Below are 24906 nucleotides of genomic sequence, written 5' to 3'. Positions count from 1 at the left end.
CCCGGCCCGGCCTGCCGACCGCCGGCCCGCGCCCCGTGGCACGGGCCGGCGGCGGACGCTCAGCGGGGCCAGCCGGCCATCCGGCGGCGGACCTGCGCGATCTGCGCCGGGTCCAGGCCGTAGCGGGCGAGCCGGCGGTCCGGCAGCCGGTCCAGGTAGCGGCCGGCGGCCCGGACGTCCTCGTCGACCAGCGCCGGGTCCACCTGCCGGGCCAGCGCCAGCAGCTCGTCGACCGGGTACTGCGCCAGCGCGGCGGCGACGTCGATGTAGTCGCGGGCCTCCCGGCGGTTGACCAGGGCGGCGGTCTTGTTGGCGATCAGGTCGCGCAGGTCCATCACCGGGCCGAGGTCCATCACCACCGGTGAGCGGTACCGGTCGAGCCGGGCCAGGCTGAGCCGGATCCGCCGGTCGTCCCGGCCGACGACGAAGTCCCGGATGTCCCGGTCGAAGCCCTCGAACAGGTCACCGAGGTCGCTGTCCGGGTCGGCCGGCGCGACCGTGTACCCGGCCTGTTCCAACGCGGCGCACACCTCCGCCGCCGCCGCGGCGGCCGCCCCCTCCACGTCGGCGAACAGGTCGACGTCCTCGGTGGGCCGGGTGACCAGACCGTGCGCCGCCCAGGCCACCCCGCCGCCGAGCACGAACCGGTGCGGCCCGGCCGCGGTGAGCGCGACCCGGGCGACCTCCCGGTAGAAGTCGTGCAGGTGGGTCACGCGGTCCGCAGGCCCCGGTGTCGGCTCTCCCAGGCCGCCCGTACCCCCCGGGGCAGGTTGAGCCGCCGCCACACCCGGCGCAGGGTGCGCCCGTCGATCAGCGCCCGCAGGTCGTCGGCGCGGGTGGTCTCCCGCAGCACGTTCTCGTACAACCAGAGCAGATCGTCCGGTTCGGCCAGGTCGAAGGTGCGTTCGCTGCTCCACATCAGCCGGACCGGCAGCTCCACCACCCCGCCGGTGGGGCCGGTCAGCTCCGCCAGGGTGCGCGCCACCACCACCGGTCGGCCCGGCCGGGCCAGGTGGGGGGCGGTCGCCAGGGTGGCCTGCATGGTGTCAGGGTAACGCCGGTTCGACCAGCTCAGGTACGTGGCTTCCGACGAACCGCCGCCGCCGGTGCCCGCGACGGGCGCGCGGAAGGGCCCGGCGGGGTAAGCTGGCGGCAGGAGCGTCGGTGTGTCCAGTGTCCCCGGGCCTCACCTGAATTGCCGTCGCGGAGTTCCGTTCGGCTGGAGCCGCGTTGCGCCACGCGCCGAGAGGCGACATGCACATCGGCGCTCCGCCATCGCGATACGGCGCTGCCCCCGACCGGTCCGGTCGGGGGCAGCGCCGTATCGGTGCGTGGAGATCCCCGCACCGGGTCGCATCCTCCGCCGCGCTGGCCTATGTTCAGAGGGTCGGTTCATGCCGGGGAGGGAGGAGCGCAGTGGGTCTGCGTACCTTCATCGCGGGCTGGCCGGTCTACCGCCAGCTCACCGGCACCGACCCGCTCGGCCGGGGCGCGGCGGCGCAGTCGGACCGCTCTGCCGGGCTGACCGCCCGCACCGAGACCGCCGACCGGGTGGCCCGCTCGGTCTGCCCGTACTGCGCGGTCGGCTGCGGGCAGCGGGTGTACGTCTCCGACGACCGGGTCACCCAGATCGAGGGCGACCCGGACAGCCCGATCTCCCGGGGGCGGCTCTGCCCGAAGGGCTCGGCCAGCAGGAGCCTGGTCACCAGCCCGCTGCGGCAGACCACGGTCCGCTACCGGCGACCGTATTCCACCGAGTGGGAGGACCTCGACCTCGACACCGCGCTCGACATGATCACCGACCGGATCCTCGCCGCCCGCGAGCAGACCTGGGAGGACGTCGACAGCGACGGCCGGCCGTTGCACCGCACGCTGGGCATCTCCAGCCTGGGTGGGGCGACGCTGGACAACGAGGAGAACTACCTCATCAAGAAGCTGTTCACCGCGATGGGGGCGCTCCAGATCGAGAACCAGGCCCGCATTTGACACTCCGCCACCGTCCCCGGTCTGGGGGCCAGCTTCGGTCGCGGTGGCGCGACGGACTTCCAACAGGACCTCGCCAACGCTGACGTCATCGTCATCCAGGGCTCGAACATGGCCGAGGCCCATCCGGTGGGCTTCCAGTGGGTCATGGAGGCCAAACGGCGCGGTGCGAAGGTCTTCCACGTCGATCCCCGGTTCACCCGCACCAGCGCGGTCGCCGACACCTACCTGCCGATCCGGGCGGGCACCGACATCGCCCTGCTCGGCGGCGTGGTGCGCTACATCCTGGACAACGAGCTGGACTTCCGGGAGTACGTGCTGGCGTACACGAACGCGGCGACGATCGTCAGCGAGCAGTTCGCCGACACCGAGGACGGCGACGGCCTGTTCTCCGGCTACGACCCGAACACCGACAGCTACGTGGAGACCAGCTGGCAGTACGCCGGGCACGAGGGGGACTCCGGCAACGGGCACACCGCCAAGGAACGCGACAACGCGGCCGGCCTGCGGCACGAGTCGCACGGCGCGCAGGTGCACGGGCAGACCCAGCGGGACGAGACCCTGCAACATCCACGTTGCGTCTACCAGATCCTGCGCCGGCACTTCGCCCGCTACACCCCGGAGATGGTGGAGCGGGTCTGCGGCATCCCCCGGGACAAGTTCCTGGAGCTGGCGCGGGCCTGGACGGAGAACTCGGGCCGGGACCGCACCGGCGCGCTGGTCTACTCGGTGGGCTGGACCCAGCACAGCGTCGGTGTGCAGTACATCCGCACCGGGGCGATCATCCAGTTGCTGCTGGGCAACATGGGCCGGCCGGGCGGCGGCATCCTGGCGTTGCGCGGGCACGCCAGCATCCAGGGCTCCACGGACATCCCGACGCTGTTCAACCTGCTGCCCGGTTACCTGCCGATGCCGCACCACGCCGACCACCCGACGTTCGACGACTGGGTGGACAGCATCCGCCACCCCGGGCAGAAGGGTTTCTGGGGCGACGCGCGAGCGTACGCGGCGAGCCTGTTGAAGGCGTACTGGGGGGACGCGGCGACCCCGGACAACGACTTCTGCTATGACCACCTGCCCCGGATGACCGGCGACCACGGCACCTACCAGCAGGTGCTCAACATGATCGACGGCAAGATCAAGGGGTACTTCCTGCTCGGCCAGAACCCGGCTGTCGGCTCGGCGCACGGGCGGGCGCAGCGGCTCGGCATGGCCAACCTGGACTGGCTGGTGGTCCGCGACCTGTTCATGATCGAGAGCGCCACGTTCTGGAAGAACGGCCCCGAGGTGGCCACCGGCGAGATCGTCCCGACCGAGTGCCGCACCGAGGTGTTCTTCCTGCCGGCGGCCTCGCACGTGGAGAAGGAGGGCACCTTCACCCAGACCCAGCGGCTGTTGCAGTGGCGGGAGAAGGCCGTCGAGCCACCGGGCGACGCCCGCTCCGAGCTGTGGTTCTTCTACCACCTGGGGCGGCGGCTGCGGGAGCGGCTGGCCGGTTCCCCCCACCGCCGCGACCGCGCCCTGCTCGACCTGGCCTGGGACTACCCCACCGACGGCCCGCACGACGAGCCGAGCGCCGAGGCGGTGCTGCGCGAGATCAACGGGTACGACGTGTCCACCGGCCGTCCACTGTCCTCGTTCACCGAGGCGAAGGACGACGGCAGCACCGCCGTGGGCTGCTGGATCTACTCCGGCGTCTACGCCGACGGGGTCAACCAGGCCGCCCGCCGCCGGTCCCGGCACGAACAGGACTGGGTCGCCGCCGAGTGGGGCTGGGCGTGGCCGGCGAACCGGCGCATCCTCTACAACCGGGCGTCGGCCGACCCGCAGGGCCGCCCGTGGAGCGAGCGCAAGAAGTACGTCTGGTGGGACCCGCAGGCCGGCGAGTGGACCGGTCACGACGTGCCGGACTTCGAGCGGACGAAACCGCCGACGTACCGGCCGCCGCAGGGGGCGTCCGGCCCGGCGGCGCTGGCCGGCGACGATCCGTTCATCATGCAGGCCGACGGCAAGGGTTGGCTGTACGCGCCGAGCGGGGTGCTCGACGGTCCGCTGCCGACGCACTACGAGCCGGCGGAGTCGCCGCTGCGCAACCCGCTCTACGGCCAGCAGGCCAACCCGACCCGCAAGGTGTACGCCCACCCGGTGAACTCGGTGAACCCGAGCCCACCGCAGGAACACAGCCAGGTCTTCCCGTACGTGTTCACGGTCAGCCGGCTCACCGAGCACCACACCGCCGGGGCGATGAGCCGTACGGTGCGTCCACTGGCGGAGCTGCAACCGGAGATGTTCGTGGAGGTGTCCCCGGAGTTGGCCGCCGAGACGGGGCTGACCCACCTCGGCTGGGCGCACCTGATCAGCGGCCGGGCGGTGATCGAGGCGAAGGTGCTGGTCACCGACCGGCTCACCCCGCTGCGGGTGGACGGTCGGATCATCCACCAGCTCTGGCTGCCATACCACTTCGGCTACGAGGGGCTGGTCACCGGCGACTCGGCCAACGACCTGTTCGGCATCACCCTGGACCCGAACGTGCTCATCCAGGAGAGCAAGGTCGGCACCTGCGACGTCCGGCCGGGCCGGCGACCGACCGGCCCGGTGTTGCGGGACCTGGTCGAGGACTACCGTCGACGGGCCGGGATCGTGCCCGGGGAACGCCCGCCGACGGTGACGACCCCGGTGCTGCGGCCGGCGGGTCGCAGCGACGACGGGCCACGGGAGAAGGGCGCCGACCATGCCTGACGGCAACAGCCTCTACGGCCCGCTCGATCCGGCCCCGGACGCGGGCTGGACGGCTGCCGGCCCCCGGATGGGGTTCTTCACCGACACCAGCGTCTGCATCGGCTGCAAGGCGTGCGAGGTGGCCTGCAAGGAGTGGAACGCCGTCCCCGAGTCCGGCTTCGACCTGCTCGGCATGTCGTACGACAACACCGGCGCGTTGACCGCGAACTCCTGGCGGCACGTGGCCTTCGTCGAGCAGCCGGTGCCGGCCGGGCACCGCACCGCACCGTTCGCCGGGAACCCGACCGGTGCTTCGGCCGGCGCGACGTCGGCGGCGGTCGCCGCCGGCACGACCGGCACCAGCGGCACCGAACCGGGCGTACCCCCGGGCGACGCCGACGCCGCCGCCCGGATGGCCACCGCGCCGGGTGGCACCGTCGGTGCGTCGGCGGGTGGCGCCGGCGGCACGGGCACCCGGTTCCTCGGCATGCCCGGGGCCGCGCCACCCGGCCGGGACACCGGTGTGGAGACCCGCACCGACTTCCGCTGGCTGATGATGTCGGACGTCTGCAAGCACTGCACCCACGCCGCCTGCCTGGACGTCTGCCCCACCGGGTCGCTGTTCCGCACCGAGTTCGGCACGGTGGTGGTGCAGGAGGACATCTGCAACGGCTGCGGTTACTGCATCTCCGCCTGCCCCTACGGGGTGATCGACCAGCGTAAGGGCGACGGCCGGGCGTGGAAGTGCACGCTGTGCTACGACCGGCTCGGCGCGGGGATGACCCCGGCCTGCGCCCAGGCCTGCCCGACCGAGTCCATCCAGTACGGCCCCCTCGACGAGCTGCGGGAGCGGGCCGCGCAGCGGGTCGCCACGCTGCACGACCGGGGCGTCCCGGAGGCCCGGCTGTACGGTCACGACCCGACCGACGGCGTCGGTGGCGACGGCGCGTTCTTCCTGCTCCTCGACGAGCCCGAGGTGTACGGCCTGCCCCCGGACCCGGTGGTCACCACCCGGGACCTGCCCCGGATGTGGCGGCGGGCGGGGCTCGCCGCGTTGGCCATGACGGCGGCGGCCGTCGCCGCGTTCGTCGGAGGGTCGTCGTGACCGCCGGCCGGATTCCGGTGGGGGAGCGGTTCCGGGGCTTCCGCGCCCGGCTCGCCGCCGACGGTGTGTTCCGGCCGCAGCGCTCCTCGGTACGGCTCGGCCACGGCCCGAAGGTCGGTGCCGGACCGGCCGAGGGTGCGCACCCGGCCGGCGCCCCGGGTTCGGCCGACGCGCCGGTGCCGCCCCGGGACGTGCCGCCGGTGGCGCGGCGGCGTGGCCGGGGTGGGCGCGGCGGCGAGGAGCTGCGCGTCCCGGAGGCGGAGTTCACCTCCTACTACGGCCGGCCGATCCTCAAGGCCCCGGTGTGGCGGTGGGACATCGCCGCTTACCTGTTCACCGGTGGGCTGGCCGCCGGGTCGTCGCTGCTGGCCGCCGGGGGGCAGCTCACCGGCCGGCCGGCGTTGCGGCGGGCCGGCCGGGTCACCGCGTTGGGCGCGGTCACCGCCAGCGCGTACTTCCTGGTCAACGACCTGGGCCGGCCGGCCCGGTTCCACCACATGCTGCGGGTGGCGAAACCGACCTCGCCGATGTCGGTGGGCACCTGGATCCTCACCGCGTACGGCCCGGCCGCCGGGCTCGCCGCCGTCGCCGAGGGCGCCCGGCTGCTGCCCGGGGGCGGGGTGTCCGGACTGGCCCGGCGACTGCTGCCGCCGGCCGGGCAGGTCGCCGGGCTGGCCGCCGCCGCCGTCGCGCCCGCGCTGGCCACGTACACCGGGGTGCTGCTGGCCGGGACGGCGGTGCCGTCCTGGCACGAGGCGTACCCGGAGCTGCCGACCATCTTCGCGGGCAGCGCGCTGGCCAGCGGCGCCGGTGTGGGATTGCTCGCCGCGCCCTGTGCCCAGGCCGGGCCGGCCCGCCGGATGGCGGTGGCCGGGGCCGCCCTGGAACTGTGGGGTGCGCACTCGGTGGAAACCCGGCTGGGTCTGCTCAGTGAGCCCTACCGGCTGGGTAGGGCGGGTCGGCTGCTGCGCGCGGGTCGCCTGCTCACCGCCGCCGGGGTGGTCGGGGCGCTGGCCGGCCGGCGCAGCCGGGTGGTGTCCGCGTTGTCCGGCACCGCGCTGCTGGCCGCTTCGGTGGCCACCCGGTTCGGCATCTTCCACGGCGGGGTGGCCTCGGCGCGGGACCCGAAGTACACGGTCCTGCCGCAGCGGGAACGGATCCGTCGCCGGTCGGAGCAGGTCTGACACCTCACCGCGCCGTCGGGGTGGCGCTGTGGTTGACTCGGGGGCGGAGGCGTTCAGGCGGCTGGTGCCCCTCCCAGCCTTCAAAGCTGGTGTGGTCCGGGATCCGGGCCAGGCGGGTTCGATTCCCGTCCGTCTCCGCCAACCACCGGGGGAGCTGACACGCATGGGCGAGGCGGCGGTCGATCCGCGACGGCGGGTGCCGCGTACCGACGTGCTGTTGGCCGATCCGGCGGTGGCCGCCGCGGTGGCCACCCTCGGCCGGGCCCGGGTGAAGGTCGCCGTCGCCCGCGCCCAGCAGCGGGCCCGGCACGGTGAGATCACCCCCGACGAGGTACGCGACGCCGTCCTCACCGACCTGCCCGCCCCCGGGCCCCGGGCGGTGCTCAACGCCACCGGGGTGGTGCTGCACACCAACCTCGGGCGGGCCCCCCTGTCCCCGGCCGCCGTCGACGCGCTGGTCGCCGCCGCCGGCTGCACCGACGTGGAACTGGACCTCGGCACCGGTCGGCGGGCCCGCCGGGGCCGCGACGCACTCGCCGCGCTGGCCGCGGCGGTGCCCGACGCCGCCGCCGTGCACGTGGTCAACAACGGCGCGGCGGCCCTGGTGCTCGCCGCGACCGCGTTGGCCGCCGGCCGGGAGATCGTGGTCAGCCGGGGTGAACTGGTGGAGATCGGCGACGGGTTCCGCCTGCCCGACCTGCTGGCCAGCACCGGTGCCCGCCTGCGCGAGGTCGGCACGACCAACCGCACCACCCGCGACGACTACGCCCGGGCGGTCGGCCCGGACACGGGTTTCGTGCTCAAGGTGCACCCGTCCAATTTCGTGGTCACCGGGTTCACCTCGGCCGTCGGTGTCGGTGACCTGGCCACCCTCGGCGTGCCGGTGGTGGCCGACATCGGTTCCGGCCTGCTCACTGCCGACCCGTTGCTGCCCGCCGAGCCGGACGCGGCGGGCACCCTGCGCGCCGGGGCGCACCTGGTCACCGCCAGCGGCGACAAGCTCCTCGGCGGCCCGCAGGCCGGGCTGCTGCTCGGCGACGCCGACCTGGTCGACCGGTTGCGTCGCCATCCGCTGGCCCGGGCGCTGCGGGTGGACAAGCTGACCCTCGCCGCGTTGGCGGCCACCCTGCACGGGCCGACCACCCCCACCCGGGCCGCCCTGCACGCCGACCCAACCGTGCTGCGGGACCGCTGCGAACGGCTGCGCGACGCCCTCGGTGCCGAGGGACACAAAGCCGAGGTGGTGCCCAGCGTCGCCGTCGTCGGTGGGGGCGGCGCCCCGGGCGTCGAGCTGGACTCGTGGGCGCTGAGCCTGCCCGAGCGGTACGCCGCCGCCCTGCGGCAGGGCGACCCGCCGGTGCTGGGCCGGGTGGTCCGGGGCCGGCTGCTGCTGGACCTGCGCTGCGTACCCGCCGACGCCGACGACACGGTGCGCGACGTGGTGCTGCGGGTGGCCGACTGAGATGCACGTCGTCGCGACCGCCGGGCACGTCGACCACGGCAAGTCCACCCTGGTCCGGGCGTTGACCGGGATGGAACCGGACCGGTGGGCCGAGGAACGCCGCCGGGGGATGACCATCGACCTCGGCTTCGCCTGGACCGCCCTGCCCACCGGTGACACGGTCGCGTTCGTCGACGTGCCCGGGCACGAGCGGTTCGTGCCGAACATGCTCGCCGGGGTGGGACCGGTGCCGGCGGCGTTGGTCGTGGTCGCCGCCGACGAGGGCTGGATGCCGCAGTCGGCCGAGCACCTGGCCGCCCTGCACGCCCTCGGGGTGTCCCACGGGCTGCTGGTGGTGACCCGGGCGGACCTGGCCGACCCGGGGCCGGCGGCGGCGCAGGCCCGTGCGCGGCTCGCCGCGACGTCGCTGGGCGCGGTCGAGTCGGTGGCGGTCAGCGCCGTCACCGGTGTCGGCCTGCCCGAGCTGCGCGCCGCCCTGGGCCGGCTGGTGGCCCGGCTGCCCCCGCCGCGCACCGACGGGCCGGTGCGGCTGTGGATCGACCGGGCGTTCACCATCCGGGGCAGCGGCACGGTGGTCACCGGCACCCTCGGCGGTGGTGAGCTGCACGTCGGTGACCAGGTGGCGCTCGCCACCACCGGCGAACCGGTCCGGGTCCGGGGCCTGCACCGGCTCGGGACGGCCGCGTCTCGGGTCGCCGCGGTGTCCCGGGTGGCGGTCAACCTGCGCGGGGTGCCCCGGGACCGGCTCGGCCGGGGCGACGCCCTGCTCACCCCCGGTGAGTTCCACCGGACCGACCTGCTCGACGTGCGGTTGGCCGGCGACCCGGCCGGTGACCTGCCGGTCACGCTGACCCTGCACGTCGGGTCGGCGGCGGTGCCGGCGCGGGTCCGTCCGCTCGGCGCGGACACCGTGCGGTTGCGGCTGGCCCGTCCGTTGCCGCTGCTGATCGGGGACCGTGCGGTGCTGCGCGATCCGGGGCGGCACCACGTCTGCGGTGGCGTGACCGTGCTGGACGTGGCACCGCCACCGTTGAGCCGACGCGGTGCCGCCGCCGCCCGCGCGACCGTCCTCACCGACCTGGACGGGCAGCCCGACCTGGCGGGGGAGCTGCGCCGCCGCCGGCTCGTCCGGGCCGGTGAGCTGACCCGGATGGGAGTCACCGGCGCAGTCGCCCCGGTCGCCGGGGACTGGCTGGCCGACCCCGGGCACTGGCGGTGGCTGGGCGGACGACTGGTCGAGGAGGTGACCGCCTGGGTGGCCGCGCACCCGTTGGAGGCGGGCGCCCCGGTGGAGGCGCTGCGGCAGCGCCTCGGCCTACCCGACCGGGCCCTGGTGGAGGCGTTGGTCCGGCCGCCGTTGACGCTGCGGGCCGGCCGGATCGGCACCGGGGCGTCCGGCGGCCTACCCGAGCCGGTGGCCCGCGCGGTCGACCGGGTCCGCAGCGAGTACGCCACCCACCCGTTCCGCGCGCCGCAGGCCGACCGGCTGGCCGCGCTGGGCCTCGGCCCCCGGGAGGTCGGTGCGGCCGTGCGGGCCGGTGCGTTGCTACGGCTGGCGGACAACGTGGTGCTGCTGCCCGACGCGGCCGACGAGGCGGTGAGGGTCCTCGCCCGGCTGCCGCAGCCGTTCACCCTCAGCGCCGCCCGGCAGGCCCTGGACACCACCCGTCGGGTGGCGGTGCCGCTGCTGGAGCTGCTGGACCGCCGTGGGGTGACCCGCCGGTTGCCTGACGACGCCCGCGAGGTGACCGGGACGGGTTGACCGGTGGGCCGGGCCGGCCGGCAGCCGGCGCGGGTCGCAGCCGGCGGCGTTCCCCGTCGACCCCGGTGCCGGGCGGTGGCCCTACCCGACGGTGGGCGCTGAACCTGCCCCCGCCGGCCGGCCGGACCGGGCACACCGGCGAACCGCCCTCCGGGTGGCTCCGGGTCGCCTACCGTGACGCCCATGGACCCTTCGGCGGTCTGGCGGGACCGGAACCATCGCTGGCGGATCGAGGCGTACCGGGCCCCGGACCTGCGGTTCGCCATCTTCGCCACCAACGGCCCCACCGAGAGTGCGCCGCTGTGGTTGTTCGGCATGGCCGCGTTGGCCCGCTGGTTGATGACCCACGCCATCTCCCTGGACGACCTGGAGACCGACTGACCGGGCGGACCCATCCCGCCCCGGCGGTCGGCGCGGTGGACCCGCCCGGTCCGTCGGCGTCGCCCGGAAGGGGGAACCGGGTCTGATCGCCCGGCCCGGCAGGGCGGGTGCTCGTACGGTGCGGGGCGTGAAGGACCGAGGAATGCGGACGTTTCTGGCGGTGGTCGCCGGCCTCGCGGTGATCTACTTCGGGGTGACCGGGCGGAGCTCCACCGAGGACGGCGGTGGGGTCTCCGGCGGGGTGGTGCTGTTGGCCCTGCTCGCCGCCGTGCTGGTGTGGTACCTGACCAAGCCGGCGGGCAACAAACCGGTCGACTGACCGCTGCTCCGGTGGCCCCGTGCGCCACCCGGCTCGTCCAGCGCGATCAACGTCTGCGGCGGCGACGGGATCGCGGCGGGGGCGACCGGTCAGCGGGTCGCGGCGGCGGTGCGGGTCACCTCACCGGCCGACTCCTCCCCGAGGGCCACCCGGACCAGCGCCGACGCCAGCCGGCCGAAGTCCGGTTCGGCGACCAGCCCGGCCAACCCGTGCGGGTCGGCCGGTAGGCCGAGTCGTTTCGCGCCGGCCAGGGTGCGCCGGTCGGCGTACGGACGCACGTCCGGCCAGACCGTCTGCGCCTCCCGCAGGAAGATGTCCGCCCCGGTCGGGCCGATGCCGGGAAACTCGGTCAGCCGCCGTCGCAGCGCCGCCGGTTCGCCCCCGGCCTCCCGGTGCATCCGCCGCAGGTCACCGTGCCAGCGGTCCAGGCACAGGCGGGCCGCGGTGCCGAGCATCGTGGCGGTCCGCTCGTCGTAGCGGCGGTAGTGGCCGCGACCCAACGCGTCCACCCGGTCCTGCCATGGTGCCGCCTCCATCGCCTGCGGGGTACGCCACCCGGCGGCGAACAGTTCCCGGGCGGCGGCCACCGCCACCTGGGCCCGGATCCGGGTGCTCAGCAACGTGGTGAGCACCAGCAGTTGGTAGAGCGGGCCGGGCCGGTCGGCAAGCGTGATGCCGGCCTCCTCGGCGTAGGTGCGGCTCTGCCGGTCCAGCAGCGTCCGGGCCAGCCGTCGATCGTCCCCCATCACCCGGTACTACCCGTCCTGCCGCAGCTCACCCCTGGCCCCCCGGGGTCGACCTGCCGGGGCCCGCATGCGGCTCCCGGTGGCGGGTAACCGCTGCCGGGCGCGGAACACCGTGCCCCCACCCGGGAAGGAGACAGCCGTGACGAACGTGCAGCAGCCTGAGATGCGCCGCAACGGGAACAACCCGACCGTGCAGGACAGCGCGGGGCCTCCCGCGACCGGACACCCCGCCAACCGGGGCACCTCGCGCGGTGACCGGGGTCGCCCGACGCCCCGTGGCCAGGCGTCCCCGTACGGTCCGGGCGCGCAGACCGCCGACGACGACAGCGACCGGGGCTGACCACCCCGACGGCGGGGCCCGTGCGGGTGCCGGTGAGCTGCCGTCACCGGGCCCGGTTCCACCCGCCCGGACCGGGCCCGGTGCGCTGCGGAAGGGCCGTGATCGGATCGGCACTCCTCTGTGGCGTGTCGCCCACGTTCCGCAGTCTGGTCACGCGCCGGGCCGGGTGTGCCCGGCGGTGCCGTCAGGTCGGGGTGCGGACCACGGCGACCGGGCAGGCGCTGTGGTGCAGCACCCGGTGGCTGACCGAGCCGAGCAGCAGGCCGCCCAGCTCGCCGTGACCCCGACCGCCGACCACCACCAGCTGCGCCCGGCGGGACGCCTCGGTGAGCGCGGCGACCGGCCGGGCGTGTACGGGCTCCCGGTCGACGGGCACGTCGGGGTGTCGTCCGGCGAGCCCGACGAGGCACCCGGCGAGCACGTCGTCCTCCTCGTCGCGCAGCCGGGACTCGTCGTACACCAGGGGTTGGATGTCGCCGGGGCGGGTGGAGGCCGGGTGGGTGTAGGCGTGCAGGGCCCGCAGTCGGACGCCCCGGGCGGACGCCTGCGCGGCGGCGAAGTCCACGGCGGCGCGGGAGGCCGGCGAGCCGTCGACCCCCACGACCACCGGGCCGTCGGGGTGTTCCTCGCCCCGGGCGACCAGGACCGGACAGTCGGCGTGCGTGGCGACCTGGATCGCCACCGAACCGACCAGCAGCGCGGTGAATCCGCCGAGGCCCCGGTCACCCAGCACGATGACCGCCGCGCCGGGTGTCTCGCCGAGCAGCACCGCCGAGGCCTCACCGTCGATGATCTCTCCGGTCACCCGGACGCCGGGCTGCGCCGTGCGGGCTTCGGCCACGGCCGCCTCCACCAGGTTCTGTGCCTGCTGGCGCAACCCGCCGCCGGGTGGGTTGCCGGCGAGCGGGTCGATCGGCACCCGCAGCAGCGGCCAGATGAAGCCGTGCACCACCCGCAGTGGCCGGTGCCCCCGCACCGCCTCGGTCGCGGCCAGCCGGACGGCGCGTAGCGCCGACTCCGAGCCGTCCACGCCCACCACGACCGCCGCGCCGTTCGCCGAGTTCACCCCGCGCACCTCCCGCCCGCGCCAGTATCACGGCCGGGCGGGGGTCGGCGGGGCGGAAACCGCCGACCCCGACCCGGCCGGTACGGCTGTCGGCGTCGGTCGGGTCGGGTCGGGTCGAAGGAGGGTGTCGTCGGTTGCGGTGCGGCGGTGCGGGGGGCGGTCCCAGCCGTGGTGACCCCGGTCGGAACGGGGCCGATCGCTCCGTATGATGCTTGCCCTGTAGCAAGAATCTCGGAGGGACGATCATGTCGGATGCGCTCGCAGCGATGTCGCGTGCGCTACGTGAGGCTCCACCCGACCAGGTGGTGGAGGCCGTCGACCGGGCCCTCCGGTCCGCCCTCGACGCGGTGCGGGTCGACGTGTTCCTGGCCGACTACCGGATCAGTGGGCTGTGGTCGGTGCTCGACCCGGAGCTGTCCGCCGGGTCCCTCAGCGGCCAGGGCGCGGCGCAACGCTGCTTCAGCGGCCAGCGACCGGTGCTCGACCCGCACGACGGCGGGCCCTTGCGGGTGTGGGCGCCGCTGACCGCGTGGGGGGAACGCCTGGGGGTGTTCCTGGTCGAGCTGGCCGGTGGTCCGGACCACCCGACCGTGGACCTGATCGCCGACCTGGCCGTCGACCTGGCCACCACGTTGCGGGCCGCCGACCGGGAGACCGACCGCTACCGGCGTACGCGGCGTCGGGAGCGGCTGAGCATGGCCGCCGAGATGCAGTGGGAGCTGTTGCCTGGGCGCAGCGTCACCAACGAGGCGTTCCTGCTGGCCGGGCAGCTCGAACCGGCGTACTCGGTGGGTGGCGACCACTTCGACTGGTCGGTCGACCCGGGGCGGCTCACCCTCACCGTCCTCAACGGGGCCGGGACCGGGTTGGCCGCCGCGATGCTCACCGCGCTCACGGTCAACGCCATCCGCAACGCGAGACGCTCGGGCGGTGGTCTGGTGGAGCAGGCCGAACTGGCTTCGGACACCCTGTTCTACCAGCATCGCGGGCAGCGGCACGTGGCGACGTTGCTGCTGTCGGTGGACACCGCCACCGGTCGCGCGCGGGCGGTCGACGCCGGTTCGCCGCGGGTGCTGCGGCTGCGGGGGAGCGCCATCGAACGGATCACCCTGGAGCCGCAGCTGCCGTTGGGCATGTTCGCCGAGACCCGCTACACGGTCCAGGAGTTCGACCTGCTGCCCGGTGACCGGCTCTTCGTGGTCAGCGACGGCGTGTACGACGCGCAGCCGGGCGGCCAGGAGGCATACGGTGAGCGGGCCATGGCCCGGTCGATGCGGTCGACGCGGCTGCAACCGGCGACGGAGGCGGTCGGTACGGTGATGCGCGAGCTGTTCGCATATCATGCCGACACTGATCTCCGTGACGACGCCGTCGTCGTGTGCCTGGACTGGTGCGGTCCGGGCGGGTGGCGCGCTCGGTGATCGGTCGTCAGCGACACACGACAGCGGAGAATCGCAGGGGACAGCGGGTGGATCGACCTCCGGATCTTGCTGCGGCGATCGATGCCGCCGCCGAGGCGCTCGTCGGTGTGCTCGACTCGGCCACTTCCCGTCACCAGGTGGCGGTCCCGCCGACCCAGCTGCGGGTGCTGGCGTTGATCAGGGAGCGGCCGGAGACGAACGTCAACGGGTTGGCCGAGCTGCTGGACGTGGTGCCGTCGTCGGCCAGCCGGCTCTGTGACCGGCTGGAGGCCACCGGCCTGCTGCGTCGCACCCCGGACCCCCGGGACCGGCGGGAGGTGCGGCTGGTCCTGACCGCCGCGGCGGTCACCCTGTTGGCCGAGGTCCGGGAGCGCCGGCACCGGGCGGTGCAGGCGGTGCTGGACCGGATGCCGGCGCGGGCCCAGCACGAACTGCTGTTGGCGCTGGTGGCCTTCGGTCAGGCGGCTGCCTCGGGCACGCCGCCCCAGACCGACACGGCCGTGCGTACCGCCTGAGGTCGGACCGCGTTCCCCTATTATCCTAGGATGCCTTAGCGGTGGTGACGCAGCACACGACAGACCACGTCGCCGACAGCGAACGCGTCGTACCGAAAGGCCACAACGAGCCCGATATAGTGGCTGCCGGCCCGGGGTGTCGACCACCGCGGGCCGCATCAGGGGGAGGTCCCGGCCGGGATCACCGAGACGCCGGCACCCGCCGGCCCGGTAGCGCACGACTGATCGCGGCACCCGTGCGGGGTGCCGCGGATCGTGCTGCGGAGGGAGGTTCGGTGTCACGTCGGCCGGCTCGGGCAGAGCATCCGGGTGCACCGGGTGGGGCAGACCGGGTGATGACCCTGCCGAACCTGATCAGCTTCGTCCGGCTGCTCGGCGTACCCCTGTTTCTGTGGCTGTTCCTGGTCGTGGAGGCGGACGTCGCGGCGATCGTGGTGCTCGCCCTCGGCGGCACCTCCGACTGGGTGGACGGGTGGATCGCGCGCCGGCTCGGGCAGGTCAGCCGGCTGGGCGAGCTGCTCGACCCGCTCGCCGACCGGCTCTACATCCTCGCCACCCTGCTCGCCTTCACCGCCCGGGAGGTGGTGCCGTGGCAGTTCACCGCGGCGCTGCTGGCCCGGGAGCTGCTGCTGCTCGGTTCACTGGCGGTGCTGCGCCGCTACGGCTACGGCCCGCCGCCGGTGCACTACGTCGGCAAGACCGCCACCTTCCTGCTGCTGGCCGCCTTCCCGCTGCTGCTCGTCGCGTCGGTGACCACGTCGGTGACGGCGACGACCGTCGGGGCGATCGGCTGGGGGGCGGCCTGGTGGGGGCTGGTGCTGTACTGGGTGGCCGGGGCGATGTACGTGATGCAGGCGACCCAGCTGGTCCGGGCGGCACGGTCGGGTCCCGGGGGAGCTGCCGCGTGAGCGCGCCACAGGACGGGTCGAAGCCCCCGGTCCGGTTGTTCACCCCGGACTTCCTCACCGAGCTGTTCCAGAATCCGTTGGATCCGGGCTACGCCGACGCGGCGGCCCGTCGGCGGGAGGCGCCGCCGACGGCCGGTTGGCGGGGTGGCTCGGCGCGGGTGGTGGCGATCGTGGTGGTCGTCGCGGTGGGTTTCCTGTTCGCGGTGGCCTACCGGGAGACGATGGCCGACGAGCCGAGTCGCAGTCAGGCGCGGGCCGCGTTGATCGCGCAGATCAAGCAGCGGGAGGCGGAGACCGACGCGATGACCGTGCGGGCGGCGCGGTTGCGGGAGGAGGTCGGTCGGCAGCGCGACGCGGCGTTGAGTGGTTCGCAGGCGGCCCGGTTGCGCAACCTGGAGGCGGGGACCGGTCTCGGTCGGGTGCGTGGTGACGGGGTGGTGGTGCGGTTGGCCGACGCGCCGTCGCAGGACGACGGGGCGGTGGGCGGTGACTCGGGGGCCGGACCGTCCCGGGTGATCTACTCGGATCTGCAGAAGGTCGCCAACGATCTGTGGGCCGCGGGTGCGGAGGCGATCGCGATCAACGGTCAGCGGTTGACGGCGACGTCGACGATCCGGTCGGCGGGCGCGGCGATCCTGGTGGACTTCCGTCCGGTGACCAGCCCGTACGAGGTTTCGGCGATCGGGCCGAAGGCGTTGCGGGACCGGTTCGACGACAGCCGTTCGGCGTATCTGATGCGTCGGGTGGCCCGGGACACGGGGTTGTCGTTCGAGGTGCGCCGGGCGGACGACCTCACGCTGCCGTCCGCTCCGGAGCCGCGGCTACGCTACGCGCGGCCGTCGGTGAGTCCGAGTCCGTCGTCGACGGGTTCGGGTGCTGTTCGTTCGTCCGGTGCCGGGTCGTCCGGTCCGGGTTCGTCTTCCCGCCCTTCCGGAGGTGTCCGATGATCGCGGTGCTGGCGTTGCTCGCCGGTGTGGTGCTGGGGATCTATCTTGATCCGACGGTGCCTGCGGCGTTGCAGCCGTACCTGCCGATCGCGGTGGTGGCCGCGCTCGACGCCGTGTTCGGTGGGGTGCGGGCGAAGTTGGACCGGATCTTCGACGACAAGCAGTTCGTGGTGTCGTTCATCTCGAACGTGCTGGTGGCCGGGTTGATCGTGTATCTGGGTGACCAGTTGGGGGTGGGGGGTCAGTTGTCCACGGGTGTGGTGGTCGTGTTGGGGGTGCGGATCTTCGGCAATGTGGCGGCGATCCGCCGGCACCTGTTCCGGGCGTAGGTTGGTGACGTGAGCGACGAGCATCGGGAGACGGGTACCGGGTGGCCGCAGCCGGAGGCGGGTCGTCCGGCGGTTGGCCCGGATCCGCGTCCGGACGCGCCGGATGCGGACGAGGTGAGTTCGCTGGTGCCGGACGAGGGTGGCCCGGGGTCCGGTGACGACGGCGGCGAGACGGTGAACCTGGCGCAGGTGGCGTCGTCCGGGGCGCGGCCGGTGGAGTCCGGGCCGGTGTCGTCGGCGGCGGAGCCCGTGGAGTCGGCGTCGTCGCGGATGCCGGGTCGGAAGGTGTCGTCGGCGGCGGTGATGATCGCGGCGTTGCTGGCGTTGTTGGGGTTCACGTTGGTGGTGCAGTTGAAGACCACGTCGACGGATCCGACCCTGGCGGCGACCCGGCAGGAGGACCTGGTGCGGATCTTCTCGGATCTGGATTCCCGGGAGAAGCGTCTGCAGCAGGACATCGAGGGCCTGGAGGACAGCCAGCGGCAGTTGCGGTCGGGGGAGCAGGGTCGGCAGGCGGCGTTGGAGGAGGCGACGAAGCGGGCCGACGAGATGGGCATCCTGGCGGGTACGTTGCCGGCGCGGGGGCCGGGGTTGGCGGTGCGGTTCGAGCCGGGTGGCAAGCCGATCCGGGCGGACCGGGTGTTGGATGCGGTGCAGGAGTTGCGGGGTGCGGGTGCGGAGGCGATGCAGATCTCGGGTGGGGATCGGGCGACGGTGCGGATCATCGCCTCGACGTACTTCCTGGACGGGTCGGGGGATGCGTTGGTGGTGGACGGGCGGACGTTGACGGGTCCGTTCACGATCACGGTGATCGGTGATCCGGAGACGATGCGTACCGCGTTGAACATTCCGGGCGGGGTGGCCGCATCGGTTCGCGGTGACGGCGGTAACGTGAGCGTCGAGGATCGTGAGGTTGCCGAGGTTTCGGCGCTGCACGCGCCGTTGAAGCTGGAACACGCCCGTCCGGTCTCCTGAGGCCGGCGCGGCCGCGCCGGGTGGTCCCGGTGCACCGATGGATGAGGGACGCGCTGGTGATTCCTGAGGATCTGCGTTACACCGCCGAGCACGAGTGGGTGGTGGGTGCCGAGGGTGGCACCGTCCGGGTCGGTATCACCCAGTTCGCGCAGGATGCGTTGGGTGACATCGTGTTCGTGCAGTTGCCGGACTCCGGTGTGGTGGTGGAGGCCGGTGAGTCGTTGGGTGAGATCGAGTCGACCAAGAGTGTGTCGGAGCTCTACGCGCCGGTGAGCGGGACGGTGTCGGCGCGTAACGAGGCGTTGGGTGACTCTCCTGAGGTGATCAACTCGGATCCGTACGGTGCGGGTTGGTTGGTGGAGATCGTGCCGGCGGATCCGGCGGCGGTGGATGGTTTGTTGACCGCTGACGCGTACCGTGAGCTCACCGAGAGCTGATTGGTGTCGTGCCGGGCGTGGGTGATGTTTGCCGCGCGTCCGGTTGCCCTGCATTTCGGCGCTGGCTAGGCTCGCCCAGTCGACCGAGAACCCCAAATGGTTGAGCGTTGGGTGATTGCCTTCCTGGGCACGGGGAGCCAGCCGCCGGGTGTGTGATCTGCCCGGCGGCCATACCCGCCGTTATCCTGATGCTGACCGAACTGATCCGTGAGGTGGTCCCATGACGCGCCCAGGCGACGAGTTCCCCCCGCTCGACGTCACTTCGACGCTCAATCTCGGTTCGCTGGACGAAGTGCTGGAGGGTCCGGACACCGATGTGGTGCCGAGTCGGATGTCCGGCTCGTTGCCGCCGGGGATGGCGCTGCTGGTGGTTCGTCGGGGTCCGAATGCGGGTGCCCGGTTCCTGTTGGACCATGATGTGACGACGAGTGGCCGGCATCCGGACAGTGACATCTTCCTGGACGATGTGACGGTGTCGCGGCGGCATGCTGAGTTCCATCGGGATTCGGGGACGTTCACGGTGCGGGACGTGGGGAGCCTGAACGGCACCTACGTGAACCGGGAACGGGTCGAGGCGGCCACGTTGAGCAATGGTGACGAGGTGCAGATCGGTAAGTTCCGGGTGGTGTTCATCGCCGGTCCTCGCCCGGAGGAGGAGGCCGGCCGGGGGTGAACGAGCCTGCGGCCTCCATGCCGTCCGGGGCGGCCCGGTCACACCCGCTGATGAGTATCGGTGAGGTGCTGGGTCAGCTGCGGGTGGAGTTTCCGGACGTCACGATTTCCAAGTTGCGGTTCCTTGAGGCCGAGGGCCTGGTGGAGCCGCAGCGGACGGCGGCGGGTTACCGGAAGTACAGCTGGGACGATGTGGCCCGGTTGCGTTTCGTGTTGACGGCGCAGCGGGATCAGTTTCTGCCGTTGCGGGTGATCCGTGAGCAGTTGGCGCAGTGGGACGGTGGTGACGAGACGCCGGGCCGGCAGCGGCCGACGTTGGTGGCGGTGGGTCCCGGTGGTGAGGTGCCGGGCCGGTCGGTGGAGGAGCCTGAGTCGCAGGTGCGGCTCGGGCGGGCCGATCTGGTGGCGCGTAGTGGGATCGCCGAGTCGACGTTGGGTGAGTTGGAGCGGCTGGGTGTGTTGGTGCCGGACCCGCCGGGGTGGTACGACGCGGATGCGTTGATCATCGCGCGGGCGGTGGCGGGTCTGGCGGCGTACGGGTTGGAGCCTCGGCATCTGCGGGGTTACCGGTCGTCGGCGGATCGTGAGGTGGGTTTGTTCGCGCAGTTGGTGGCGCCGTTGGCGCGGCAGTCGGATCCGGCGGCGCGGGCGCGGGCGGCGGAGACGGCGCGTGAGTTGGTGGCGTTGTCGCAGCAGTTGCATGCGGCGTTGGTGCGGGTGGGGTTGCGGTCGACGTTGGGTCGGTGACCCGGTTCGATGGTGTGCGCGGAAGGTTCTGCCCCGGGAAGCGTGTCGTAGGCTTGCCGGGGTAACCCCTTTTCTGGCGCGGTGCGGGTGCTGGTGCGGATGGGACGGCCGTGTCGAGGTCCGTGTACCGTGCAGGGACAGGCGCGGTGCGGGTGTAGGTGACAACGACACGGAGGCGGCGGTGCGCGAGCTGAGCGTGGTCGGGGTTCGGGTGGAGCTGCCCAGCAACCAGCCGATCGTCCTGCTCAGGGAAGTCGAGGGCGACCGCTATCTGCCGATCTGGATCGGTGCGGTCGAGGCCACGGCTATCGCTTATGAGCAGCAGGGGGTCAAACCGGCCCGGCCGTTGACGCATGATTTGTTGCGGGACGTGCTGGCGGCGTTGCAGGCGCCGTTGCGGGCGGTGGAGATCACCGAGTTGAAGGAGAACGTCTTCTACGCTGATCTGTTGCTGGGTGACGGGGTGCGGGTGTCGGCCCGGCCGAGTGATTCGATCGCGTTGGCGTTGCGGGTGGGTGCGCCTATTCGTTGTGCGGAGCAGGTCCTCAGTGAGGCGGGGATCGTGATTCCCGACGAGCAGGAGGACGAGGTGGAGAAGTTCCGGGAGTTCCTGGAGCAGGTGCGTCCGGAGGATTTCGCCGGTTGAGGCCGGGGCGTCGTGGTGGCGGCGTCGGTGTGTGGTGTGTCGTCGCGCGGCGTGTCGCGGCGGTTTCTCCGTGGTAACCCCTTGGTGCGGCGTTAGGGTTGCCGTGTCGAGGGGTGGGCGTCGGCGTAGTCGACGTGGTGCCGCACTGACGGGGAGGTTGTCGGGATGCACGAGCCACGGGAGCCTGAGCCAGGCGTGGAGCGGGGCGGGTCGGGCGCGGTGTCGTCGTCGCTGGAGGGCGACGGTGCGGTCGGGTACCGGGGTGTGACGGCCTGTTCGGCGGTGGGGATCAGTTACCGCCAGCTGGACTACTGGGCGCGGACGACGTTGGTGGTGCCGAGTGTCCGGGACGCGTCGGGTTCGGGTACGTCGCGGTTGTATTCGTTTCGGGACCTGGTGGTGTTGAAGGTCGTCAAGCGGTTGTTGGATGCCGGGGTGTCCCTGCAGAACATCCGGAAGGCGATCGAGGCGTTGCGGTCGCGTGGGGTGGAGGACCTGGCGGGGATCACGCTGATCTCGGACGGGACGACGGTGTACGAGTGCCGGTCTCCGGAGGAGGTGGTGGACCTGTTGCAGGGTGGCCAGGGGGTGTTCGGTATCGCGATCGGTGGGGCGTTCAAGGAGATCCAGGGGTCGTTGTCGCATCTGCCGGCGGAGCCGGCGGTGGCCGGGGGTGGGGAGTCCGTGTCGGCTGCGGGTGGTGTCGCGCAGGGGTCGTCGTCGGAGGTGGTGGGTGACGAGTTGGCGGCGCGTCGGGCGCGGCGGCGGGCGGGGTGATTCGTGGTGTCGTCGACGCCGCGGCCGGGGTTCCGGTCGCGGCGTTTTGTTGTGTGGGTGGTGGGGTGTCGTATCGATGTGGCTCGTGACCTGGGTGGTGGGGTGGGCGGGTGGGGTCCATGGTGGATGTTCCCGGGTGGAGTCGGGTTTGTTGACAGCGGTGGTTCGGCCGTGAATCCTGTCCAGGGCGATCACCAGAGAACATCGATCGGTCACGGTGAGTGACGGTTGGTGGTGGCGTCGGGTTGATGCGTGGAGCATGGTGCGGGGGTCGCATCCGTGGTCCCGCCGAGGACGGGAAACGAACCACAGTGCACATTGATCACTATGTCGGCGTGGGTGCCGTGCGGGCCGGTGGTGTCGTCGCCGGTCACGATGCCGGGTCGCGGTGTCCGGTCTCCGCTGTGTCGCCGCCGGGTGTCGCGGTCCACTCCGGTGGGGAGGTGGTGGCGGAGGCGACGGAGTTCCTGGAGGCGTTGCACGCCGAGCGGCAGTTGCCGGGGTTGGCGGCGCGGTTGGCGGAGGTGCGCGAGGAGATCGCGTTGACCGGTTCGTACCGGCACACCCGGGAGGAGTTGGTGTACGGGGCGCGGGTGGCGTGGCGGCAGTCGGCGCGGTGTGTGGGGCGGGTGCGGTGGGCGGGGTTGCGGGTGCGGGACCGTCGGCACGTGACGACGGCGGCGGGTATCGCCGGGGAGTTGTCGGCGCATCTGGCGGCGGGGGACAACGGGGGTCGGATCCAGTCGGTGATCACGGTTTTCGCGCCGGACCGGCCGGGGGTGGGTCCGCGGGCGCGGATCTGGAACGACCAGTTGGTCCGTTACTGCGGTCATCTGCGGGACGACGGTGTGGTGGTGGGTGATCCGGCGCAGGTGGCGATGGTGCGGGCGGCTCGCCGGTTGGGGTGGCGGCCGCCGCCGGTGCCGGGGCGGTTCGACCTGTTGCCGTGGGTGATCGAGACGGCGCACGAGTCGCCGTCGGTGTGGCAGGTGCCGCGGGAGTTGGTGCGGGAGGTGGCGTTGACCCATCCGGACCATCCGTGGTTCGCGGATCTGATGCTGCGTTGGCATGCGCTGCCGGTGATCAGTAACATGCGTCTGCGTATCGGCGGGGTCGACTACAGTTGCGCGCCGTTCAACGGTCACTATCTGGGTGATGAGATCGGGACCCGGAACATGGGTGACCGGCAGCGGTATGACCAGTTGCCGGTGGTGGCGGCGGGGTTGGGGTTGGACACGTCGCGGGAGGACACTCTGTGGCGGGAGCATGCGGCGTTGGTGTTGAACCAGGCGGTGTTGCACTCGTTCCGGGAGGCGGGGGTGCGGGTGTCCGATCCGCACACCGAGTCGGAGTTGTTCATGAAGTTCTGTGCGCAGGAGGAGCGGGCGGGTCGTCCGGTGCACGGTGACTGGTCGTGGCTCAACGGGAGTGTGGGGTGGGCGGCGTTGCACGCGGTGCACCACCGCTACTACGACACCCGGGTCCCGAATCCCAATCTTTGGCAGACTGACCGCGCCTACGACCCGGATGGTGTGGTGGAGATGACGTTGCGTGAGCGTCATGACGTGGCTCGCGCGCAGGAGGACTGAGGATGGACAACGCGGCGTTGCGCCAGAGTTGGAGCCAGTTCTCCGCTGCCGGCCCGGAGGCGGCGAAGTATTTCTATGCCACGTTGTTCGTGGTGGCGCCGGAGGCGCGGTCGATGTTCCCGACGAACATGCAGTATCAGGAGGACAAGCTCCTGGCGGCGTTGGGGCACATCATCACCAGTTTGGACGATCCGGGGGCGTTGTCGGCGTTCGCGCAGCGGTTGGGTGCCGACCATCGGCGGTTCCATGGTCAGGACCAGCGGGGTAATCCGGTGGTGTTGGCGGAGCGGCACTACATCTGGGTGGGTCAGGCGTTGCTGGCGACGTTGGAGCGGTTCCTGGGCCCGTACTTCACGCCGGCGTTGCGGGCGCAGTGGGCGGCGGCGTACGAGTTGGTGGCGAAGCTGATGCTCGATGGTGCGGCGGAGGCGGAACGGACGTCGCCGCCGCACTGGGAGGCGGAGGTGTTGACGGCGGAGCGGCGCCGCGCCGACATCATGGTGTTCACGGTGCGTCCGAACTACCTGTGCAGCTACCGGCCGGGGCAGTCGTTGCCGGTGCAGGTGCCGCAGTTGCGGACGTGGCGGTACCTGTCGCCGGCGAACGCGCCGCGTGCGGACGGGACGATCGAGTTCCATGTGCGGGCGGCGGGCCGGTTCTCCACGCATCTGGTGCGCCGGTTGCGGGCGGGTGAGCGGTTGTTGTTGGGGCATCCGACGGGGACGGCGTTGTCGTCGTTCGACCGGTCGCCGCACCTGCCGTTGTTGTTGATCGCGGGGGGTACGGGGTTGGCGCCGTTGCGGGCGGTGGTGGAGGCGGTGCAGCAGGGTGCGGGGCGGCGCACGACGCTGGTGGTGGGTGGGCGTACCCCGGACGACCTGTATGACGAGGTGGCGGTGTCGCGGTTGGCGGCGTTGTCGCCGGCGGCGGGGTGGCCGCATGGGGGGACGGGGTGGTTGCGGTACGTGCCGACGGTGGAGACGGGTTGGGGTTGGCAGGGGGCGATCGGTCGGGCCGGTGACACGGCGGTGCGGTTGGGGCCGTGGGCGGACACGGAGATCCTGGTGTGTGGCAGTCCGGAGATGACCCGGGAGACGGTGGCGATCCTGGCGCGTTCGGGTGTGGATCCGGAGCAGGTCCTGACGGAAAGCTATGATCATTCCCTCTATCCGCCGCTCGCCGAGGCCGGTGCCGGTGCTCCGCGTGACTTCAGTGGGACGGGTGCCCGATGAGCGTGGACCACTCCGATCGGCTCGGCGCGGAGGAGGGTGAGATCGCCCGCCAGTTGTCGGTGTTGGAGGAGCGGCGGTTCCGGGGCAGTCACTGGTTGTCCGCTGATGAGGTCGCGGCGTTGGTCCGGTCGGCGGATGACCGGATCGGGGTGTTGACGGCGGAGTTGGCGCGGCAGCGGCGGGAGAACCAGGGGCTGCTGAGTCAGGTGGAGATGCTGCGGCACGGGACGTTGCCGAGTAGCGCGCCGCAGGGCCCGGATCCGATGACTGTCGAGTTGGCGATGCGGGCGCAGGACGAGGCGAACCGGACGATCGGTGAGGCCAGCGCGGAGGGCGCGGAGATCATCGCGGATGCGCGGCGGCAGGCTGAGGAGATCGTCGCTGACGCGCACCGGCGGGCCGGTGAGGTGGGTGGGGCGGGGCCGCCGGCCGGTGGGGGTCCGTCGCCGGAGTTGGCGGGGAAGTTGCAGGCGTTGGAGGAGCGGCACGCGGCGGCGTTGGCGGCGGTTGCGGCGGCGCAGCAGCAGCTGAACCGGTGGCAGTCGTATCTGGCGGCGCAGTCGGAGCAGCTGCGGGCGGATGCGGCGGCGGCGGGTGGGGCGAGCGCCCAGCTGCGGGCGGTCCTGGGCGGCTGAGTGGACCCGC

At 72.7% G+C, this 24906-nt stretch carries 26 protein-coding genes and 1 tRNA gene; 23 read left to right on the top strand and 4 right to left on the bottom strand.

Annotated features, from left to right (window positions below):
• Positions 1-59: 59 nt before the first annotated feature.
• The gene (locus AB0K25_RS22150) at positions 60-713 is read right to left on the bottom strand and encodes a nucleotidyl transferase AbiEii/AbiGii toxin family protein (protein ID WP_208565889.1); all 654 of its coding nucleotides are present in this window, start codon (positions 711-713) and stop codon (positions 60-62) included.
• Positions 710-1042 (bottom strand): hypothetical protein, encoded by a 333-nt coding sequence (locus AB0K25_RS22145; protein ID WP_357533401.1) that lies wholly within the window; start codon positions 1040-1042, stop codon positions 710-712. The genes AB0K25_RS22150 and AB0K25_RS22145 overlap by 4 nt, the downstream gene beginning before the upstream one ends.
• A gap of 374 nt (positions 1043-1416) precedes the next feature.
• On the opposite strand from AB0K25_RS22145, the gene fdh reads away from it, so the two are divergent.
• The 8 genes from fdh to AB0K25_RS22105 all read left to right on the top strand — a co-directional run bounded on the left by fdh (position 1417) and on the right by AB0K25_RS22105 (position 10914).
• Complete coding sequence (gene fdh / locus AB0K25_RS22140; protein ID WP_357533403.1) at positions 1417-4722, top strand: formate dehydrogenase; 3306 nt, start codon at positions 1417-1419, stop codon at positions 4720-4722.
• Positions 4715-5806, top strand: a complete 1092-nt coding sequence (locus tag AB0K25_RS22135; protein WP_357533405.1) for a 4Fe-4S dicluster domain-containing protein — start codon at positions 4715-4717, stop codon at positions 5804-5806. The genes fdh and AB0K25_RS22135 overlap by 8 nt, the downstream gene beginning before the upstream one ends.
• Complete coding sequence (gene nrfD, locus AB0K25_RS22130) at positions 5803-6990, top strand: NrfD/PsrC family molybdoenzyme membrane anchor subunit (RefSeq protein ID WP_219462076.1); 1188 nt, start codon at positions 5803-5805, stop codon at positions 6988-6990. Before AB0K25_RS22135 ends, nrfD begins: the two co-directional genes overlap by 4 nt.
• A gap of 45 nt (positions 6991-7035) precedes the next feature.
• Positions 7036-7131 (top strand) — tRNA-Sec (locus AB0K25_RS22125).
• A gap of 22 nt (positions 7132-7153) precedes the next feature.
• A complete protein-coding gene (selA, locus tag AB0K25_RS22120; protein ID WP_357533408.1) occupies positions 7154-8452 on the top strand; it encodes an L-seryl-tRNA(Sec) selenium transferase in 1299 nt (432 codons plus the stop codon).
• A gap of 1 nt (position 8453) precedes the next feature.
• The gene (gene selB / locus AB0K25_RS22115) at positions 8454-10214 is read left to right on the top strand and encodes a selenocysteine-specific translation elongation factor (RefSeq protein WP_219462074.1); all 1761 of its coding nucleotides are present in this window, start codon (positions 8454-8456) and stop codon (positions 10212-10214) included.
• 183 nt (positions 10215-10397) lie between these two features.
• The gene (locus AB0K25_RS22110) at positions 10398-10595 is read left to right on the top strand and encodes a hypothetical protein (RefSeq protein ID WP_091240450.1); all 198 of its coding nucleotides are present in this window, start codon (positions 10398-10400) and stop codon (positions 10593-10595) included.
• A 142-nt stretch (positions 10596-10737) separates the two neighbouring features.
• Positions 10738-10914, top strand: coding sequence for an amidophosphoribosyltransferase (locus tag AB0K25_RS22105; RefSeq protein WP_208565895.1), 177 nt, complete (start codon positions 10738-10740; stop codon positions 10912-10914).
• 89 nt (positions 10915-11003) lie between these two features.
• Here AB0K25_RS22105 and AB0K25_RS22100 read toward each other — a convergent pair whose 3' ends face one another.
• The gene (locus AB0K25_RS22100; protein WP_357533410.1) at positions 11004-11660 is read right to left on the bottom strand and encodes a hypothetical protein; all 657 of its coding nucleotides are present in this window, start codon (positions 11658-11660) and stop codon (positions 11004-11006) included.
• Between the two features lie 139 nt (positions 11661-11799).
• Here AB0K25_RS22100 and AB0K25_RS22095 point away from each other — a divergent pair, with 139 nt between their 5' ends.
• On the top strand, positions 11800-12000 hold the full coding sequence (locus AB0K25_RS22095) for a hypothetical protein (protein ID WP_208565897.1): 201 nt from the start codon (positions 11800-11802) through the stop codon (positions 11998-12000).
• 184 nt (positions 12001-12184) lie between these two features.
• On the opposite strand, the gene AB0K25_RS22090 is transcribed toward AB0K25_RS22095, so the two are convergent.
• Positions 12185-13066 (bottom strand): universal stress protein, encoded by an 882-nt coding sequence (locus AB0K25_RS22090; RefSeq protein ID WP_219462072.1) that lies wholly within the window; start codon positions 13064-13066, stop codon positions 12185-12187.
• Positions 13067-13311: 245 nt separating this feature from the next.
• On the opposite strand from AB0K25_RS22090, the gene AB0K25_RS22085 reads away from it, so the two are divergent.
• The 14 genes from AB0K25_RS22085 to AB0K25_RS22020 all read left to right on the top strand — a co-directional run bounded on the left by AB0K25_RS22085 (position 13312) and on the right by AB0K25_RS22020 (position 24896).
• Positions 13312-14487, top strand: a complete 1176-nt coding sequence (locus AB0K25_RS22085) for a PP2C family protein-serine/threonine phosphatase (protein ID WP_219462071.1) — start codon at positions 13312-13314, stop codon at positions 14485-14487.
• Positions 14488-14534: 47 nt separating this feature from the next.
• Positions 14535-15002, top strand: coding sequence for a MarR family transcriptional regulator (locus AB0K25_RS22080; protein WP_208565900.1), 468 nt, complete (start codon positions 14535-14537; stop codon positions 15000-15002).
• Between the two features lie 275 nt (positions 15003-15277).
• A complete protein-coding gene (locus AB0K25_RS22075) occupies positions 15278-15910 on the top strand; it encodes a CDP-alcohol phosphatidyltransferase family protein (RefSeq protein WP_363822359.1) in 633 nt (210 codons plus the stop codon).
• The gene (locus AB0K25_RS22070; protein WP_219462070.1) at positions 15907-16857 is read left to right on the top strand and encodes a DUF881 domain-containing protein; all 951 of its coding nucleotides are present in this window, start codon (positions 15907-15909) and stop codon (positions 16855-16857) included. The genes AB0K25_RS22075 and AB0K25_RS22070 overlap by 4 nt, the downstream gene beginning before the upstream one ends.
• Positions 16854-17186, top strand: a complete 333-nt coding sequence (locus AB0K25_RS22065) for a small basic family protein (protein ID WP_067311500.1) — start codon at positions 16854-16856, stop codon at positions 17184-17186. The genes AB0K25_RS22070 and AB0K25_RS22065 overlap by 4 nt, the downstream gene beginning before the upstream one ends.
• A 9-nt stretch (positions 17187-17195) precedes the next feature.
• Positions 17196-18161, top strand: a complete 966-nt coding sequence (locus tag AB0K25_RS22060; RefSeq protein ID WP_363822357.1) for a DUF881 domain-containing protein — start codon at positions 17196-17198, stop codon at positions 18159-18161.
• Between the two features lie 56 nt (positions 18162-18217).
• On the top strand, positions 18218-18598 hold the full coding sequence (gcvH, locus tag AB0K25_RS22055; protein WP_208565904.1) for a glycine cleavage system protein GcvH: 381 nt from the start codon (positions 18218-18220) through the stop codon (positions 18596-18598).
• Positions 18599-18818: 220 nt separating this feature from the next.
• Positions 18819-19271, top strand: coding sequence for an FHA domain-containing protein (locus AB0K25_RS22050; protein ID WP_067311506.1), 453 nt, complete (start codon positions 18819-18821; stop codon positions 19269-19271).
• 50 nt (positions 19272-19321) lie between these two features.
• Positions 19322-20017 carry a MerR family transcriptional regulator gene (locus tag AB0K25_RS22045; protein ID WP_208566438.1) on the top strand — a complete coding sequence of 232 codons (696 nt, stop codon included), beginning with the start codon at positions 19322-19324 and terminating at the stop codon, positions 20015-20017.
• A gap of 181 nt (positions 20018-20198) precedes the next feature.
• Positions 20199-20663: a bifunctional nuclease family protein gene (locus tag AB0K25_RS22040; RefSeq protein WP_088647333.1), complete on the top strand. Its 465-nt coding sequence runs from the start codon at positions 20199-20201 to the stop codon at positions 20661-20663.
• 165 nt (positions 20664-20828) lie between these two features.
• A complete protein-coding gene (locus AB0K25_RS22035) occupies positions 20829-21440 on the top strand; it encodes a MerR family transcriptional regulator (RefSeq protein WP_208565905.1) in 612 nt (203 codons plus the stop codon).
• Positions 21441-21844: 404 nt separating this feature from the next.
• Positions 21845-23029, top strand: coding sequence for a nitric oxide synthase oxygenase (locus AB0K25_RS22030; protein ID WP_357533418.1), 1185 nt, complete (start codon positions 21845-21847; stop codon positions 23027-23029).
• A 2-nt stretch (positions 23030-23031) separates the two neighbouring features.
• Entirely contained in the window at positions 23032-24261 is a 1230-nt protein-coding gene (locus AB0K25_RS22025; RefSeq protein WP_208565906.1) for a globin domain-containing protein, read from the top strand.
• Positions 24258-24896 (top strand): hypothetical protein, encoded by a 639-nt coding sequence (locus AB0K25_RS22020; protein ID WP_357533420.1) that lies wholly within the window; start codon positions 24258-24260, stop codon positions 24894-24896. The genes AB0K25_RS22025 and AB0K25_RS22020 overlap by 4 nt, the downstream gene beginning before the upstream one ends.
• Positions 24897-24906: the final 10 nt, after the last annotated feature.

Origin of the sequence: Micromonospora sp. NPDC049257, assembly GCF_040678915.1 — a bacterium.
Taxonomy (GTDB): domain Bacteria; phylum Actinomycetota; class Actinomycetes; order Mycobacteriales; family Micromonosporaceae; genus Micromonospora; species Micromonospora antibiotica.
The sequence above is the reverse complement of the archived record's forward strand: the minus strand, read 5'-3'. Positions and strand labels throughout refer to the sequence as shown.